The following is a 13,811-nucleotide window of genomic DNA, read 5'->3' on the forward strand; positions in this document are numbered from 1 at the left end:
CCCAAAATGACATTCCGGTGACAAACCAGAATTCAGCGCGTATACATTTTTACAATAAATCGTGCTCCACCCTCCGGTCGATTCTCTGCCCGAATGGTGCCCTTCTGCTTATCGATGATCGATTTGGCCATCGCAAGCCCGATACCCACGCTATTCTTATGGGCATTTCTTCCTTTGTAAAACCGCTCGAACAAACGTGGAATATCCTCCATCACGAATCCTTCACCGCTATCCTCCACCACGATTTTCGTGAAAATAGGGTTTTGCTCGTAGCTGAGCGAAATAGCCCCACCCTCAGGGGTATGTTCAGAGCAATTCTTGATCAGATTGATCAGCGCTTCCACACTCCAATACCAATCTCCACAATAGAATAATGTTGGCTCGGACTGAAGGATTAGGGTCTGTCTCTTCTGACCGATGACCTTTTCCAAAGGTTCCGAAGCACTCGTGAGCATCTCAAACACATTAATCGGTTCCTGTCGCATTTCCAGAGTTCCGGCATCCAGTCTGGATAATGTAAGCAGTGTTGAAACCAGATGTTCCAGGCGAGTCATTTGACCATGAATCTTTTCTACATATAGAAGTTCCTCCCTATCCCTATTGCTGTCCAAGAGCAGCTCCGTCATCAAAAACACAGAGGTAATTGGAGTTTTAAGCTGGTGAGCGATGTCCGCTAGATTGTCTGCCAAGGATTGCCTTTCCTTCAATGCAGTCTCTCGCGTCTGGCGAAGTTCCACAACTGTCTTATACATTTCATCCTCTAATAAAGAAAATTCATCTTCCTGAACCCGGTGCATAACACCTTCCTGCCTTCGATTAATAGAGCTTAGATAGTTAGTCAGTTCATGGATTCGGACTCTTTTTTTCCTCGTAAAACCACATAGGGTAACAGTGAACAACAGAAATAAAAGTCCCCACACCCAAAGGCTATGTGTAATGCTAGCCCAGAGGTTTTCTCCGAAAAACAACCGTTGGGTGTATCCATATTTGTTCAAGATTTCATCACCAAGTTGTGATCTCTCAGTTTTCGGGTGGTTGAGTCCTTGTATCAAGGATTCTTCGAGATCCGGGTGTTGACTATATACAGATCCTACCAAGTAGGCAGTATGGTTATACGTTGTATTTGATATGGCCCTGGAAGCCAGAATACCCATCAATAGTCCAATACAAATAGCGGTAACAAAGCCTATAACTAGAGCCAAGGTCAACTGTTTTCTACTCATCAGCATCCTCCGCTCTGTAGCCGATTCCGCGAATCGTTTTCATGCAGGATGGATCTCCCAGCTTCTCTCGGAGTCTCTTCATGGTTACGGTCAGTGTGTTGTCATTTACAAAAGCACCGTCCATATCCCATAAGCTTTCAAGTAGAATTCTACGGGTTAAGGTTTTATTTTTGTTCTCCAAAAGAATTAGTAGCAGCCGGTATTCGCTGGCGGTCAGCAGCACCTCTTTATCATCACAAAACACCTGAGTCTTGGTCTTATCCAGCATAATTCCTTCACAGGACAGGTTGCTTGTTGTGGGTAAAACTCTACCCCGGCGAAGTACAGCGTTAATACGAGAGAACAAAATACTTAACTGAAACGGCTTTATAATATAGTCGTCTGCACCCATGTCGAGTCCCTTCACAATATCCTTCGCATCATCCCGAACGGTTAGAAAAATAACAGGTGTACTTGAGGTTTTCTTGAAGTAAGCACACAACTCGTACCCATTTCCATCAGGAAGATTCCAATCCAGCAGTATTAGATCAAACGGTTGGGTTTGCAAAATTGTTTTTGCCTTATGAACACTTTCTACGCAGGTTACCTTAAAGTTCCTCTTTTGCATAAATACCTGAATCCCATAGGCAATAGTCTCATCATCTTCAACGATTAGTAATTGTTGTCTTCCCATATTTGCACTCCTTGGACGTTCATTTATGTATAGATAATTCTATAAGGTTTAGTATAACTGCTGTAGATATCAATAGTTATATTATTCCATTAAAAAAACCGCCAAAGCGGCGGCTTTATCTCTTATCTCATACTCAATCGTCCCTGTTCATAAATTCATTTTCGGGGTTCATCACCCTTCTTCAATTCGGCGCTTTTAGCCAGTACCTCGGGTATTCCTTCGGTCAGTTCTTCTGACATCTCTGTCTGGGCTAATCCGGAAAAAGGCGATGTTATAGATGGCACACGAACCAATGGCTTGCGAGCCACTACCACAGGTTTACGAAAGTGTCCCCATGCGTACAAGCCTGCGAATATTGCTACAAACATAACACCTGCAGCCAATCCTCCCCCCTGTCCAGGGATTAGCGGCATGCTTACTATGATTGCAATAAGACTTCCGATGGTGAGCCAGGATGTATATGGAAAACCTTTTAATCCATGCTGCTTCGAGAATGGTCCCCCATTCCGTTTGCGTAACCGGTAGTGGCTTGCCATAATGATAGCGTACGTGAACAGTACAGAGAAACCGCCAGAGCTCACCAGGAACAGATAGACCCCTTGCGGTAAAAGCATACCTAGACCGAGTCCTGCTAACATGGACCCTCCAGAAATAAGGATTCCACGATAGGGAATGTCCTTACGGTCTTTCATCCAAGCCGGGGTGTGTCCTTCATCTGCTAAAGAACGGAGCATTTGTCCAAGTCCGAATACAGATGCGAGCATGGTGGATAACACGGCGGAGATCAGTACAATATTCATAGCCGATCCCGTCCAGCCTAAACCATGCAGGCTAAGTGCGGATACAAACGGACTAACTGCTTCAGTCACCAGAGATGAAGGAATCAGCAAGAACAATGCCGCCATCCCGGATAAATAAAGGCCAATCAACAATACGGTAGTATAACGAATGGCCTTTGGTATTGTTTTTGCAGGATCAGTAGTTTCCGTTGATGTTTGTCCGAGGACCTCAAATCCTGAATAAGAGAACATTACGATCAGCATGCTCCCGGCGATTCCACGGATACCTCCCGGTATCCAATTCTCCGAACGAAGGACATCAACACCCACGGGTCTCGGTCCCCCTGTAGTAAATCCAACTACAAAGAAAATGGCTATGAATACAAAGGCAACAATCGCGAGCAGCTTAAACACGGCTAGTCCGCTCTCCAGCTTGCTTAAACGCTCTGCCCCCAGCAAGTTCAGCAGGGTCACACCCACAATAATAATACTTCCGAGGAGCGGCAGTGATATTCCAGGGAACCAGCCCCTTAGAAGAATTGAAACTGCCGTTGCCTCACTGGACATAGCCAGTACAAGTCCAATCCAGTAGACCCAACCGACCGTATAACCTGCTCCCTTCCCAAAAGCTTGCTCTGTATAAGAGCGGAATGAGCTTGACTTCGGATTAGCCACCGTCATTTCGGCTATAGCGGTCAAAATGAAATAAACCAATATACCGCCAATCACAAAAGCTATTAGTGCAGAAGGTCCAGCCGCACGAACAACAATCGAGCTACCTAGGAAAAAAGAGCCTCCTACTACAGTACCAAGCGCAAGCATTGTAAGCTGCCACACGGATAAACCTTTTGTATCCTTCTCCTGCTCCATGGGTTCCTCCCCAATCTTTTTTTTACAAGTATCTGCAAAAACAAGGGAAGTTACCCGTTAATTCGAAATATGGTAACCTCTTCTCCATGATTGTGCAGAGAATGGCATCCCAACTCATACGTATAATTTTCTGCAAATTCTACTCGTATAGTAATTTGAATATTGAGAACTCTAACAACAGCATCTGAACTTTCCAGGAGGAGATCACTTTGTTTTACTACCAAGAAAAACTAATAAATGAAATCGTGCCGGATCGGCCCGATCCCGCTGCAGCCAAAGCTCTGCAAGAAATTTTAGGCGGTCATTTTGGTGAAATGCGTACAATGATGCAATTTTCATTTCAAAGCGCCAATTTTCGTGGACCGGCAACCGAATACCGTGATTTAATAAGAGGAATTTTTATAGAGGAAATTAGCCATGTTGAATTGGTACAAGCCACGATTAATCAGTTATTAGATGATTCCGGATCAACCTCTAAGGCCGATAACACGGGTGATCCTGCACTTACAAGCGCTGTAGGGGATGGCCTCACGTATCATTACATTATCGGTGCACAAAGCTCCCTGCCTGTTGATTCCTCCGGTAATCCTTGGAACGGCTCTTGGGTGTATGACCACGGTAATCTGGTTAGTAATTTATTAGACAATTTGGTGCTGGAAGCGACCGGAACCCTACAGAAATCGCGTATTTATGAAATGAGCGCTAATAAAACCATGCGCGAAACATTAGCTTTCCTAATGGTTCGGGATAATGCTCATCAGAATGCCTATGCGAAAGCGCTTGAGACCTTGGGGGTAAAATGGGGGAATGTTCTTCCTGTACCCGATTACGACTTGAAGCAGTACCCGGAATGCCGCAAATACATTGAACGGGGCTGGAATAACATCCAATTCAATTTCAGAATGGATTCTACAAGAATCGGTGAGATCTTCCAAGGAACTTCTCCTGGTCGTCATGGTGGCACCTTATCTATGGCGGAACCTCCGATGGGCTTTCCGGTTCCTGTTCTGGCAGAGAGACCCATTGAACATAGTCCGGAAATCCCTACAGTCGGTAAGGATCCCTTGTTTACAAGCAGGGTGTAAAAGTCTTCACTCACGTTCAAAGTTCGAGGGGCTTACCCTAGTCAATATCGTTGACTTTGGTCTAGTCCCTTTTCTATGTATCTTGTTCTAATTTATTCATTAAATTTATTTATTAAATTTTTTTGTGAGTTTTGAATGCGTTTTCCTAGAAAAGTATGCTTTAATAAAGTATCGTAAAAGAAAATTCCAGAGTAAAGGAGCTTATATGATGGAAATATCCTCATTTTTGTTACCCAAAGACAAGGTTGCCTATATAACCTCCTCATTCTCCATGCGGGAAGCCATGGATCAGCTGGAACAGCACCATTACACGGCAATCCCTATTGTTGATGAAGAAGGGAAATATGTAGGCACTCTATCGGAAGGCGATCTTTTATGGAAACTGAAAAACACACCGGATCTTACCTTTGGCAATATGGAGAAAGTTCCAGTAAGCGAAATTCAAAAGCATGTTCACAACGAGAGCGTCTTGATAAATGCTCAAATGGAGGATATGCTAACGCTCGCGGCCGACCAGAATTTTGTTCCCGTGATCGAAAAGGGTGGGATATTCCTAGGTATAATCCGCCGAAAAGATATTATTGAATACTACACTAGAAATATAACAGATTAAAAAGAATCCCAATCCTTTGATATAATAGAACCAAAGTCTAAAAAAGCGGGGTTCTAGTAATGATCTATCTAATCAAACTTATCTACAGCTTCATTCTTCCACCTGGTATATTTATACTTCTTTTGGCAGGAATATCTTTATGGTTATGGAAACGTGAACGGAAACCGGCCTTGTTGCTTCTAGCAGTAACGTTGGTCATGTACCTATCTGCAACGAGTTGGGTCGGGGGCATGTTAATGGGGAGTCTGGAACGAAAATACCCCCAGCCAAATGCGCTAAAGGGCGATATTATCGTAGTGCTTGGAGGTGGAGCTACCTCGGGAACTCCTGATTTGGACGGCGAAGGTAATTTATCTGGATCAGCTGCCAACCGTCTGTTAACAGCCGCGAGGCTTCACCGCTCCAGTGGACTTCCAATCCTTATCTCTGGTGGAAAAGTATTCTCCGACACGGGGAACGAGGCCGAAATTTCCCGGAGGCAGCTGCAAGCACTGGGAATTCCCAATAAGGACATATTTATCGAGAACCAGTCCTTAAATACTGAACAAAATGCTAAGTTCACCGCGGAACAATTGATGAATCGAGGTTTTTCTGAACCAGTATTGGTTACTTCTGCTTTTCATCTACCGCGAGCCATTATTGAGTTCAAGCAGGCTGGACTGATTGTACAGCCTTATCCTACTGATTATTGGACCAGCAGGCCAGAGAAGCTGTACGCGTCAAAGTTCACACCGTCCTCCACTGGCCTCTCCTTAACCGCAACAGCACTGAAAGAATACCTCGGATTGCTGGCTGCAACATTTTAATATGCAAACAAAAACCGCCCCAAATCAGCAGGCTCTGCGATCATGGGACGGTTTTTGTTTGCTCAAGTAAAGTAATTTTTATGTTTATGCAGTAGTAGCTTCGGTAGCAGCTGGCTCTTCAACATCTTCATGCATGATTTTAATTTGGATCATTACTGTACTTGGATCCGTAAGTACTTCTATTCCATCCTGGAAAATCAGGTCAGACACTAGGAGTTGATCTCCGGCATCAAGGCCGCTAATATCGACTTCCATGGAGGTTGGCAAAACATCTGGCATACAACGAACTTCTACTTCGTATAATTCGACTTGCATTACTCCACCGGATTTGAGGCCGATAGCTTCTCCTGCAAAATGTATCGTAACTTTGCTATCCATGCTTATAGTCATATTTACGTGTTGGAAGTCGATATGCAAAATTTTACCTGATAATGAGTCCTTTTGGATGTTTTGAATCACAATAGGCATTACTTTCTCATCGGCTGTTTTGCCTTGGAGAATGGCGCGTGGATTCTTTTTCAGAATATCCAGCATTTCTTTCTCATTTACTTCTACATTCAAAGTATCTTTACCAATGCCGTACAACACAGCGGGAATGCGTCCTAATTTTCTTGCTTGACTCTTTTGGGACTTTGTTTCTCCAGTGCGTTTGTCTAATTGAATAAATTTACTCATTTTTTGGTTCCCGCTCTCTTTTGACCATAAATTCTTGTCAAATTTCATTATAACATGACCATAGAATCTAGTCAAATCACCTCTTACGTTTATTCATATTCATCAAATGGATCCGGAATTTCAATATGATAAGCCTCTGCATCACTAACTCCCACAGATAGAATCGCTCGACCATCCCCAAAGCGTATAAGTCCACCACTGAAAATAACATCCTTTAGGTCGGGACGTTTGCCGGGACCAATGGGAAAGTCACTTCTAGCTGCAATAATTTTTATAGGTGAGGTCTCCTTTGTCTCAGGATTTAGGGAGAACACTATAGAATAGTAATGCTTGTTATCTAATTTATCAAAGCAGGCAATATGACCCAACACACCCACATGGCCATTTTTCAATAGATGCGCTTCGTTTGCGCCTCCCCACTCTGAAGGAATAAATTGATCTTGGAAAACCTCCGCATCTAAAAAGGTTTGCTCATTGAGCTCATCAAGCGAAGGAATAATCGTGAATCCTATTTTCCCTCTTCCACCTCTAATACCTTGCGGTCTTGTAAATACCCCCACCCTGCCATCTGTCAGCTCAATCAGGCGTATATCCTTCATGGTACCGGGTCCGGAAGAGAAATGGCATAATGAATCGATATCGAATCCACGATAAAATTGAGTGACCCATGATACGATTTTCTCCGGGTAATCTGGATCCGTGATTATTTCAACTCCACCAACAATTAATTCACCGTTGATTATGGTATAGAATGGATCCTGCAAATTATAAGTATGTGTATGAGCCCGGGGACTCCAAACTTCATTCTCGCATGTAAAAAAGAAGACTTGAGAGAACTCACTATCTCGTTCCTCAACTCTTCCCATGATGACTTCCTCACCATTATATCGGAAAGGGGCCGTAATATTATATACGTCTCGATTGCCGACACCGGAGAAGGCTAGCTTCTCCACCCGTGTTGTACGGAGATTCGCATAAAATGTGTCTAGAAGCTGGGTACAGGTTCTTGTCTTAGTCTTTTTCCTTTTCATATCCATGCTCCTTAGGGTGATTCGTATCAATTTGCGTATCAACATCTTCTGTAGTTTCTTCTATCCGAATAAGCTCTCCGGGCTGAACATTGAAATATAGACAAAGCTTTAGCAGAAGATCCCGAGGGTACTGGACCATTTCATCCTTATACATCCTGCGAACGGAATCGAAATGGTAATTCACATCTTTTGCAAGCTTGCGAATAGATAATTTAGGGTCGTGTTTTATCATGACCTCACTCAGTTTACTGCGTATGACCGGCATACATACACCTCCTACAACAATATATATTGGGAATGACAGAGAGTCAATAAAATTGACAAGAAAAAATGGTCATGTTATAGTAAGGGCAGGAAAAAACTTGTAATACTTGTATTTTCAGAAAATTTTATACCCACTTTCTCAAGGAAATAAAGTACTCTTTATTTTCTTTTTTTGTTTCCAAAAATTCCAAACACAAAATGGAGGCTCTTAATGAAAAGTCCAATCAGCAATCGAAATATCGTTTTTATGAGCACCAGTCTCCCGAGAGAATGCGGTATTGCTACATTCACACAAGATTTATTAGATCAGTTTGAACATATGCGTGGGTTTAATAAACCTCGTATCATTGCCATTAACAATAAAGAAACTTACCAATACGGAGATCAAGTATTTAGAGAAATAGACCAGCACAAGCTATCCGATTATATAGATACAGCTGATTTCCTTAATAAATCGGATGTGGATCTTCTCGTTATTCAACATGAATTCGGTATTTATGGCGGTGAAAGCGGAGAATATTTGATTCCGTTTGCCGAAAAACTCAAAATTCCATTCATCGTTATTTTTCATACCGTATTAACAAAACCTTCATTGAAACAGCAGCAAATTATTACACGATTGGCTGAACTAAGCGTTAAAGTCGTCACGATGGCCCAGTCCACGGTCAATGATCTTATTTCTATCTATGGTATTGAGGCTAAAAAGATCTCATTTATCCACCATGGAGTACCCTATGTCAAAACAGAATCCAGGTCTAAATTAAAAGAACAATACGGCTTTGCCAACCGAAAAATCTTATCCACCTTTGGCTTTTTGAGCCCGGGTAAAGGAATCGAATATAGCATAGAAGCCATGCGCGGAGTGGTCCAGCAGCATCCCGATTGCCTATATATCATTTGGGGTAAAACACATCCAGTCGTCAAACAAGAAACAGGCGAGGTCTATAGACAGAAGCTGATGGATCTTGTTAAAGAATTCAATTTAGAGCATAACGTTATATTCGTCGACAAGCTATTGACTCAGGAAGAAGTGATTCAATCTCTTGTTATGTCCGACATCTATATGACTCCTTATTTGGGTAAAGATCAAGCTGTGAGCGGTACTTTGGCCTACGGAGTAGGTTATGGCCGAGTCATTGTTTCCACACCTTACCGATACGCAGAAGAAATGCTGGCTGAAGGAAGAGGTTTGCTCGCTAATTTCCGCGATTCTGCGTCCTTGGAGACCTGTATCCTTCAATTGCTGGATAGCCCTGATTTAGTAATCGAAATGGAACGCCGTACACTCGAGCTTGGAAAAACAATGTTATGGAGCGAGATCGCCAAAACTTATGCTGTAATGTTTCAAGAGAAAATCTCGATCTCGGAATTAGCTAATAGGAGTGTGGTTTAATGGTAGTACCAACGATAGTAAAGTTCAAAAATGATTACATGCGCAGAATTACGGATGATACAGGGATCTTCCAGCACACCAAGTTTGGTGTGCCTGATCGCTCAAAGGGTTATACGACAGACGATAACGCACGCGCATTAATAGCTGCCGTACTGATGTACAGCAGCAATAAGGATTCAGAGACACTGGATCTGATTCACACCTATATATCCTTTATTCACCATGCTCAAAATTCAGATGGAAACTTTAGAAATTTCATGGATTACAACCGATCCTTTATCGAGGATAGCGGCTCTGAGGATTGTCAAGGACGAACGCTGTGGGCGCTTGGTTTTGCCCTCTCCTATTCCTCCTCCTTACCCGATAATCTATTGAACACTTGCCGTTACATGATCAATCAAGCTTTACCGCATATCGAAGCTTTGGGTTCACCGCGTGCAGGAGCTTATGCACTGATCGGTCTAAGTTACCTGATCGAAACACCTAATGCTTTGACCTATGCCTTTCCCTATCCCCACACACCAAGCACCGCGGAAGAAAAGGCGTTTCTGCCAAGAGAATTCATCATGGATCTGATTGAAACTGTAGCGGTTCGTCTTCATAATCAATATACCCTTAATAAAGGGAGCGATTGGAATTGGTTCGAAGACAGCCTTACTTACGGGAACTCGATGCTTCCTTGGGCCCTTCTAAAAGCATTCCGTATTTCCGGCAACGTCAATTTGAAGGATACCGCTAAAGAAAGTCTGGATTTCCTGACCTCTAAGACCTTCTCTGATGAAGGCTATTATAAGCCGATTGGCAGCCATGGGTGGCTGCTGCGGGGTGGAGAAGCTGCTCCCTACGATGAACAGCCTATTGAGGCTTGTGAAATGCTTCTCGCATGCAAAGAAGCAGCTGTTATCCTTCAAGACACGACTTATCTTAAACAAGCAGCCCTGTGCTATGAATGGTATTTAGGTCATAACTCTTTAAAAATGTCTCTCATTGATCCGCAAACCGGGGCATGTTATGACGGTATCCACAGTACTGGATTGAACCTGAATCAAGGCTCGGAGAGTATCATTTCTTACTCTATCGCCCATCTGGTGATGCATCATGAATAAATTCGCGACGATCCTAGCAGGCGGCGGCGGGACCCGCTTCTGGCCTCTCTCCAGACAAGAGGTTCCTAAGCAGCTCCTCAATATAAGCGGTAACGATATAATGTTAAATGATACGATTGAGCGTTTCAAAGGGATTATCCCTCAAGAAAATACAGTAATTGTAACGAATCGTACTCAGGCTGTGCTGCTGGAAAGTATTATGCATAGCAGTGTATCGAAGAACAATATTCTCATTGAGCCTGTTGCACGCAATACGGCTGCAAGTATACTTTTCGCTGCCTTTAGTATAGAGAAAACCCACGGCGATTCTTTAATGGTTGTGTTGCCTTCGGATCATCATATAACAGATGAAGAACAATTCCGTCTTACACTAGATGAAGCATGCACAGTAGCGATGGAAAGAGATAAAATAGTGACCATTGGTATTACGCCAATTTTCCCATCAACTGGCTACGGTTATATTGCCTATGATAAGGATCCTATTTCTATACATCCTGTTGCGATATACGATGTAGCTGAATTTGTAGAAAAACCAACCTTCAAGAAAGCACAAGGTTATCTGGCATCCGGCAATTATTTATGGAATAGCGGTATCTTCATTTGGAAAACATCAGTTATTATTGATAATTTCAAAAGATATCTTCCCCGGCTGTATAAGACGATGCTTCCCATCAGTGATGCTCTAGGTACGGATCAGGAAGATGCTGTAATCAATCAGATCTATCCGACACTTCAGAGCATATCGATTGATTATGGTATTCTTGAACGCTCTGATGAAGTTGTTGTTCTCTCCGGCCAGTTCGGCTGGAATGATATCGGAAGCTGGGATGCTCTTGGTGCGATATTCCCTCCGGATGAGTCGGGCAACATTATTAAAGCCAATCACATCGGCATTGATACCCGCAATTCTATTATTTATGGCAACGGCAGACTTATTACAACCATTGGCGTTGACGGATTTATCATTGCAGATACCGAGGATGCGCTTCTAATCTGTCCTAAGGACAATGCGCAGGCCGTCAAAGACATCGTCGATATATTGAAAGAAAAAGGAATGAAGGAATATATCTAAGGTTCAGCATTTTATAAAAAGCAATAGTTGGGGAGTGATCCCTGTGCTATTGCTTTTTTGTTTAGATTCTCGCGGTTTCGTTGATCCATATCACAAAATAGATGGAAAGCTAAAAGAAATAACTGCCCCTCCTCGGCTGCTGTTCCCTGCAGTAATCAGCCCTCCGCACCGTTCCACAATCGCCCGGGAAATGGCCAGTCCTAGGCCAGTGTCTCCATCCTTCCCTTTTACAAAACGATGAAATAAATACGGAAACACATCCTCTGGTATTCCCGTACCGTCGTCAGTAATGATAATTTCAATACGATCATTGTTCTTCCCTGCTTGAATGCAAATCTGCTTCTTCGCATATCTTGTTGCGTTCACTACAACATTTAGCAGTGCTTGCAGTAATTTATCTTGATCGGCTCTTATCATTAACTGTTGAGATTCCCCTGCACTATATTCAATTTGCAGCTCCAATCCTTTCTTAACTAATAACGGATTCACTCGTTCGATGCTTTCTGTCAATATATCCTGGATGCACACCTCCACAGGGCGAAATATGTCCTCTTCACTATCCAGCTTGGCTAGCAAGGTCATTTCGGTAATGATGTTCTTCAGCCTGCCGCTTTCACTAAGGATAATATCCAAGCCTTTATGGACACTCTCCCCCTCAAATATACCGTCCCGTATACCTTCAGCGTAACCGGAAATGGACATCAACGGTGTCTTAAGCTCATGAGAAGCATTCTGAAAAAACTGCTTCTGTACATGACTATATTTGTCCATGTCCCGTGCGAGATCATACACGGCTTCGGCAACTGTGCCAATTTCCCCTCCTGCAGGAATCAGTTGAACCTCTGAATAATGTCGGGTTTTCACCTTTTTTAATTCTTCTTTTAAGGACATCAAAGGCTTAATCAGTTTTCTTGTAATCAACAAGCTCAGCAGGAACATCATGGCTCCACCCAGACATATCACCATTAGTAGCTGTTTTAGCAGCTCTTGTTCAATTTCTTTAATTCTGCTGACGGGTGAAATGAGTGTCAACATGCCTTGGGAAATAGGATTTACAGCAACAATAAAACGGTTATCTTTCCCTTCCCATAGATTGGTTAGGTCAGTAGACAAGGGCCTGGAATATTCCGCCTGAGCCCATTCTGAAATCTCTGAGGCAATCACATTTGGACTAGCTGCAACCGAACTTGACAGAACATTCCCTGTTTTATCGGTAATAATGGCTTCTACCCCCTTGGCAGGAGCCACTATGGAGACAGGAGTAAGTGCTATCACTCCTTCTGCTGTCGTACCTTTTACTGCTTCCCTATTCAGACTGGCCGTCATTACTGATCCAATAGACTGCATCTCCTCTGCCTTGGCACCCATGAAATGATCAAGTAATACATAATGGATGATTACGGCTGAACCCGTGAGCACAACTAGGAGTACGCTGGCGAAGGCCAGATTTATCTGATGAACTAGCTTCATATTATGATTCCTCTCCGTCGGTTCTTAAGCGATAGCCGTGACCCCACACAGCTTCGATGGGCAATCCGTCTATTTTTTTACGAATCCGTTTAATTAGATGGTCTACAGCTCGATCACTTCCGTAATAATCATCTCCCCAAACCCTAGTCAATAGCTCGTCTCTTGTAAAAGCACGATTGGGATTCTCAGCCAGAGATTTTAACAGATCAAATTCTTTGAGTGTTAAATCCGTTTCTTCCCCTGACCAAAAAACGCGCCTCTCAGTCAGCATAAGCTGAAGTCGGCCTAGATGAATTTGCAGCTTGACATCTGAATTTAGAATTGCCTCCTCAGACCCTTTCAAGCGATACCACCGCTGCAGCTGGCGCTTAATACGGGCTACCAGTTCTCGAGGGCTAAAGGGCTTGACCAGATAATCATCACTCCCCAGCTCCAATCCCAATATTTTATCGACTTCATTATCCCGGGCAGAAATCATTATAATAGGCACTTCGGCTTCCTTTCGAATACGCCTGCACAGCTCGTAGCCATCCATACCAGGCAGCATTAAATCCAGCACCCACATGTCCGGCGGATCTGATCTCCATAACTCCCACGCATCCTCGGCGTTCTCTAGTCCGATGGTGCGATAGTTTTCTTTCTGCAGATAGGCCTCCACTAGATTCCGTATATGTATATCATCATCCACAACAGCAATGAAAAAGTTATCCAATACCTTAGCCCCCCGAATTACATTCATATTTCATTATAC

The 13,811-nt window shown here is 43.2% G+C and carries 14 protein-coding genes; 6 read left to right on the top strand and 8 right to left on the bottom strand.

Going from position 1 to position 13,811, the window contains the following annotated elements:
• Nucleotides 1-32: 32 nt before the first annotated feature.
• The 3 genes from PWYN_RS23430 to PWYN_RS23440 all read right to left on the bottom strand — a co-directional run bounded on the left by PWYN_RS23430 (nucleotide 33) and on the right by PWYN_RS23440 (nucleotide 3,545).
• Nucleotides 33-1,223 carry a sensor histidine kinase gene (locus tag PWYN_RS23430; RefSeq protein ID WP_036656882.1) on the bottom strand — a complete coding sequence of 397 codons (1,191 nt, stop codon included), beginning with the start codon at nucleotides 1,221-1,223 and terminating at the stop codon, nucleotides 33-35.
• Entirely contained in the window at nucleotides 1,216-1,896 is a 681-nt protein-coding gene (locus tag PWYN_RS23435) for a response regulator transcription factor (RefSeq protein WP_036656884.1), read from the bottom strand. Before PWYN_RS23435 ends, PWYN_RS23430 begins: the two co-directional genes overlap by 8 nt.
• A gap of 155 nt (nucleotides 1,897-2,051) precedes the next feature.
• Nucleotides 2,052-3,545, bottom strand: a complete 1,494-nt coding sequence (locus tag PWYN_RS23440) for an amino acid permease (protein WP_036656886.1) — start codon at nucleotides 3,543-3,545, stop codon at nucleotides 2,052-2,054.
• Nucleotides 3,546-3,754: 209 nt separating this feature from the next.
• Between PWYN_RS23440 and PWYN_RS23445 the strand changes: the two genes are divergently transcribed.
• From PWYN_RS23445 to PWYN_RS23455, 3 genes are all read left to right on the top strand, one after another.
• Nucleotides 3,755-4,630, top strand: coding sequence for a manganese catalase family protein (locus PWYN_RS23445; protein ID WP_036656889.1), 876 nt, complete (start codon nucleotides 3,755-3,757; stop codon nucleotides 4,628-4,630).
• Nucleotides 4,631-4,838: 208 nt separating this feature from the next.
• Nucleotides 4,839-5,243: a CBS domain-containing protein gene (locus PWYN_RS23450; RefSeq protein WP_036656891.1), complete on the top strand. Its 405-nt coding sequence runs from the start codon at nucleotides 4,839-4,841 to the stop codon at nucleotides 5,241-5,243.
• Nucleotides 5,244-5,302: 59 nt separating this feature from the next.
• Nucleotides 5,303-6,049, top strand: a complete 747-nt coding sequence (locus PWYN_RS23455) for a YdcF family protein (protein WP_036656894.1) — start codon at nucleotides 5,303-5,305, stop codon at nucleotides 6,047-6,049.
• An 84-nt stretch (nucleotides 6,050-6,133) separates the two neighbouring features.
• Here the strand turns inward: PWYN_RS23455 and PWYN_RS23460 are convergent, their stop codons facing one another.
• The 3 genes from PWYN_RS23460 to PWYN_RS23470 form a co-directional block, all read right to left on the bottom strand.
• On the bottom strand, nucleotides 6,134-6,724 hold the full coding sequence (locus PWYN_RS23460; RefSeq protein ID WP_169744148.1) for a 50S ribosomal protein L25: 591 nt from the start codon (nucleotides 6,722-6,724) through the stop codon (nucleotides 6,134-6,136).
• A gap of 89 nt (nucleotides 6,725-6,813) precedes the next feature.
• Entirely contained in the window at nucleotides 6,814-7,755 is a 942-nt protein-coding gene (locus PWYN_RS23465; RefSeq protein ID WP_036656900.1) for a DUF1861 family protein, read from the bottom strand.
• Complete coding sequence (locus PWYN_RS23470; protein WP_052088334.1) at nucleotides 7,736-8,020, bottom strand: helix-turn-helix domain-containing protein; 285 nt, start codon at nucleotides 8,018-8,020, stop codon at nucleotides 7,736-7,738. The genes PWYN_RS23465 and PWYN_RS23470 overlap by 20 nt, the downstream gene beginning before the upstream one ends.
• A 210-nt stretch (nucleotides 8,021-8,230) precedes the next feature.
• Between PWYN_RS23470 and PWYN_RS23475 the strand changes: the two genes are divergently transcribed.
• The 3 genes from PWYN_RS23475 to PWYN_RS23485 are packed head-to-tail and all read left to right on the top strand — an operon-like array spanning nucleotide 8,231 to nucleotide 11,590.
• Complete coding sequence (locus PWYN_RS23475) at nucleotides 8,231-9,412, top strand: glycosyltransferase family 4 protein (protein ID WP_036656903.1); 1,182 nt, start codon at nucleotides 8,231-8,233, stop codon at nucleotides 9,410-9,412.
• Nucleotides 9,412-10,518: a hypothetical protein gene (locus PWYN_RS23480; protein WP_036656906.1), complete on the top strand. Its 1,107-nt coding sequence runs from the start codon at nucleotides 9,412-9,414 to the stop codon at nucleotides 10,516-10,518. Before PWYN_RS23475 ends, PWYN_RS23480 begins: the two co-directional genes overlap by 1 nt.
• Nucleotides 10,511-11,590 (top strand): mannose-1-phosphate guanylyltransferase, encoded by a 1,080-nt coding sequence (locus tag PWYN_RS23485; protein WP_036656909.1) that lies wholly within the window; start codon nucleotides 10,511-10,513, stop codon nucleotides 11,588-11,590. The genes PWYN_RS23480 and PWYN_RS23485 overlap by 8 nt, the downstream gene beginning before the upstream one ends.
• A 90-nt stretch (nucleotides 11,591-11,680) precedes the next feature.
• Here PWYN_RS23485 and PWYN_RS23490 read toward each other — a convergent pair whose 3' ends face one another.
• Both PWYN_RS23490 and PWYN_RS23495 read right to left on the bottom strand, forming a co-directional pair.
• On the bottom strand, nucleotides 11,681-13,060 hold the full coding sequence (locus PWYN_RS23490) for a sensor histidine kinase (RefSeq protein WP_036656912.1): 1,380 nt from the start codon (nucleotides 13,058-13,060) through the stop codon (nucleotides 11,681-11,683).
• Between the two features lies 1 nt (nucleotide 13,061).
• Nucleotides 13,062-13,772: a response regulator transcription factor gene (locus PWYN_RS23495; protein WP_036656915.1), complete on the bottom strand. Its 711-nt coding sequence runs from the start codon at nucleotides 13,770-13,772 to the stop codon at nucleotides 13,062-13,064.
• Between the last annotated feature and the right edge of the window lie 39 nt (nucleotides 13,773-13,811).

This window comes from Paenibacillus wynnii (genome assembly GCF_000757885.1).
Lineage (GTDB): Bacteria > Bacillota > Bacilli > Paenibacillales > Paenibacillaceae > Paenibacillus_AQ > Paenibacillus_AQ wynnii.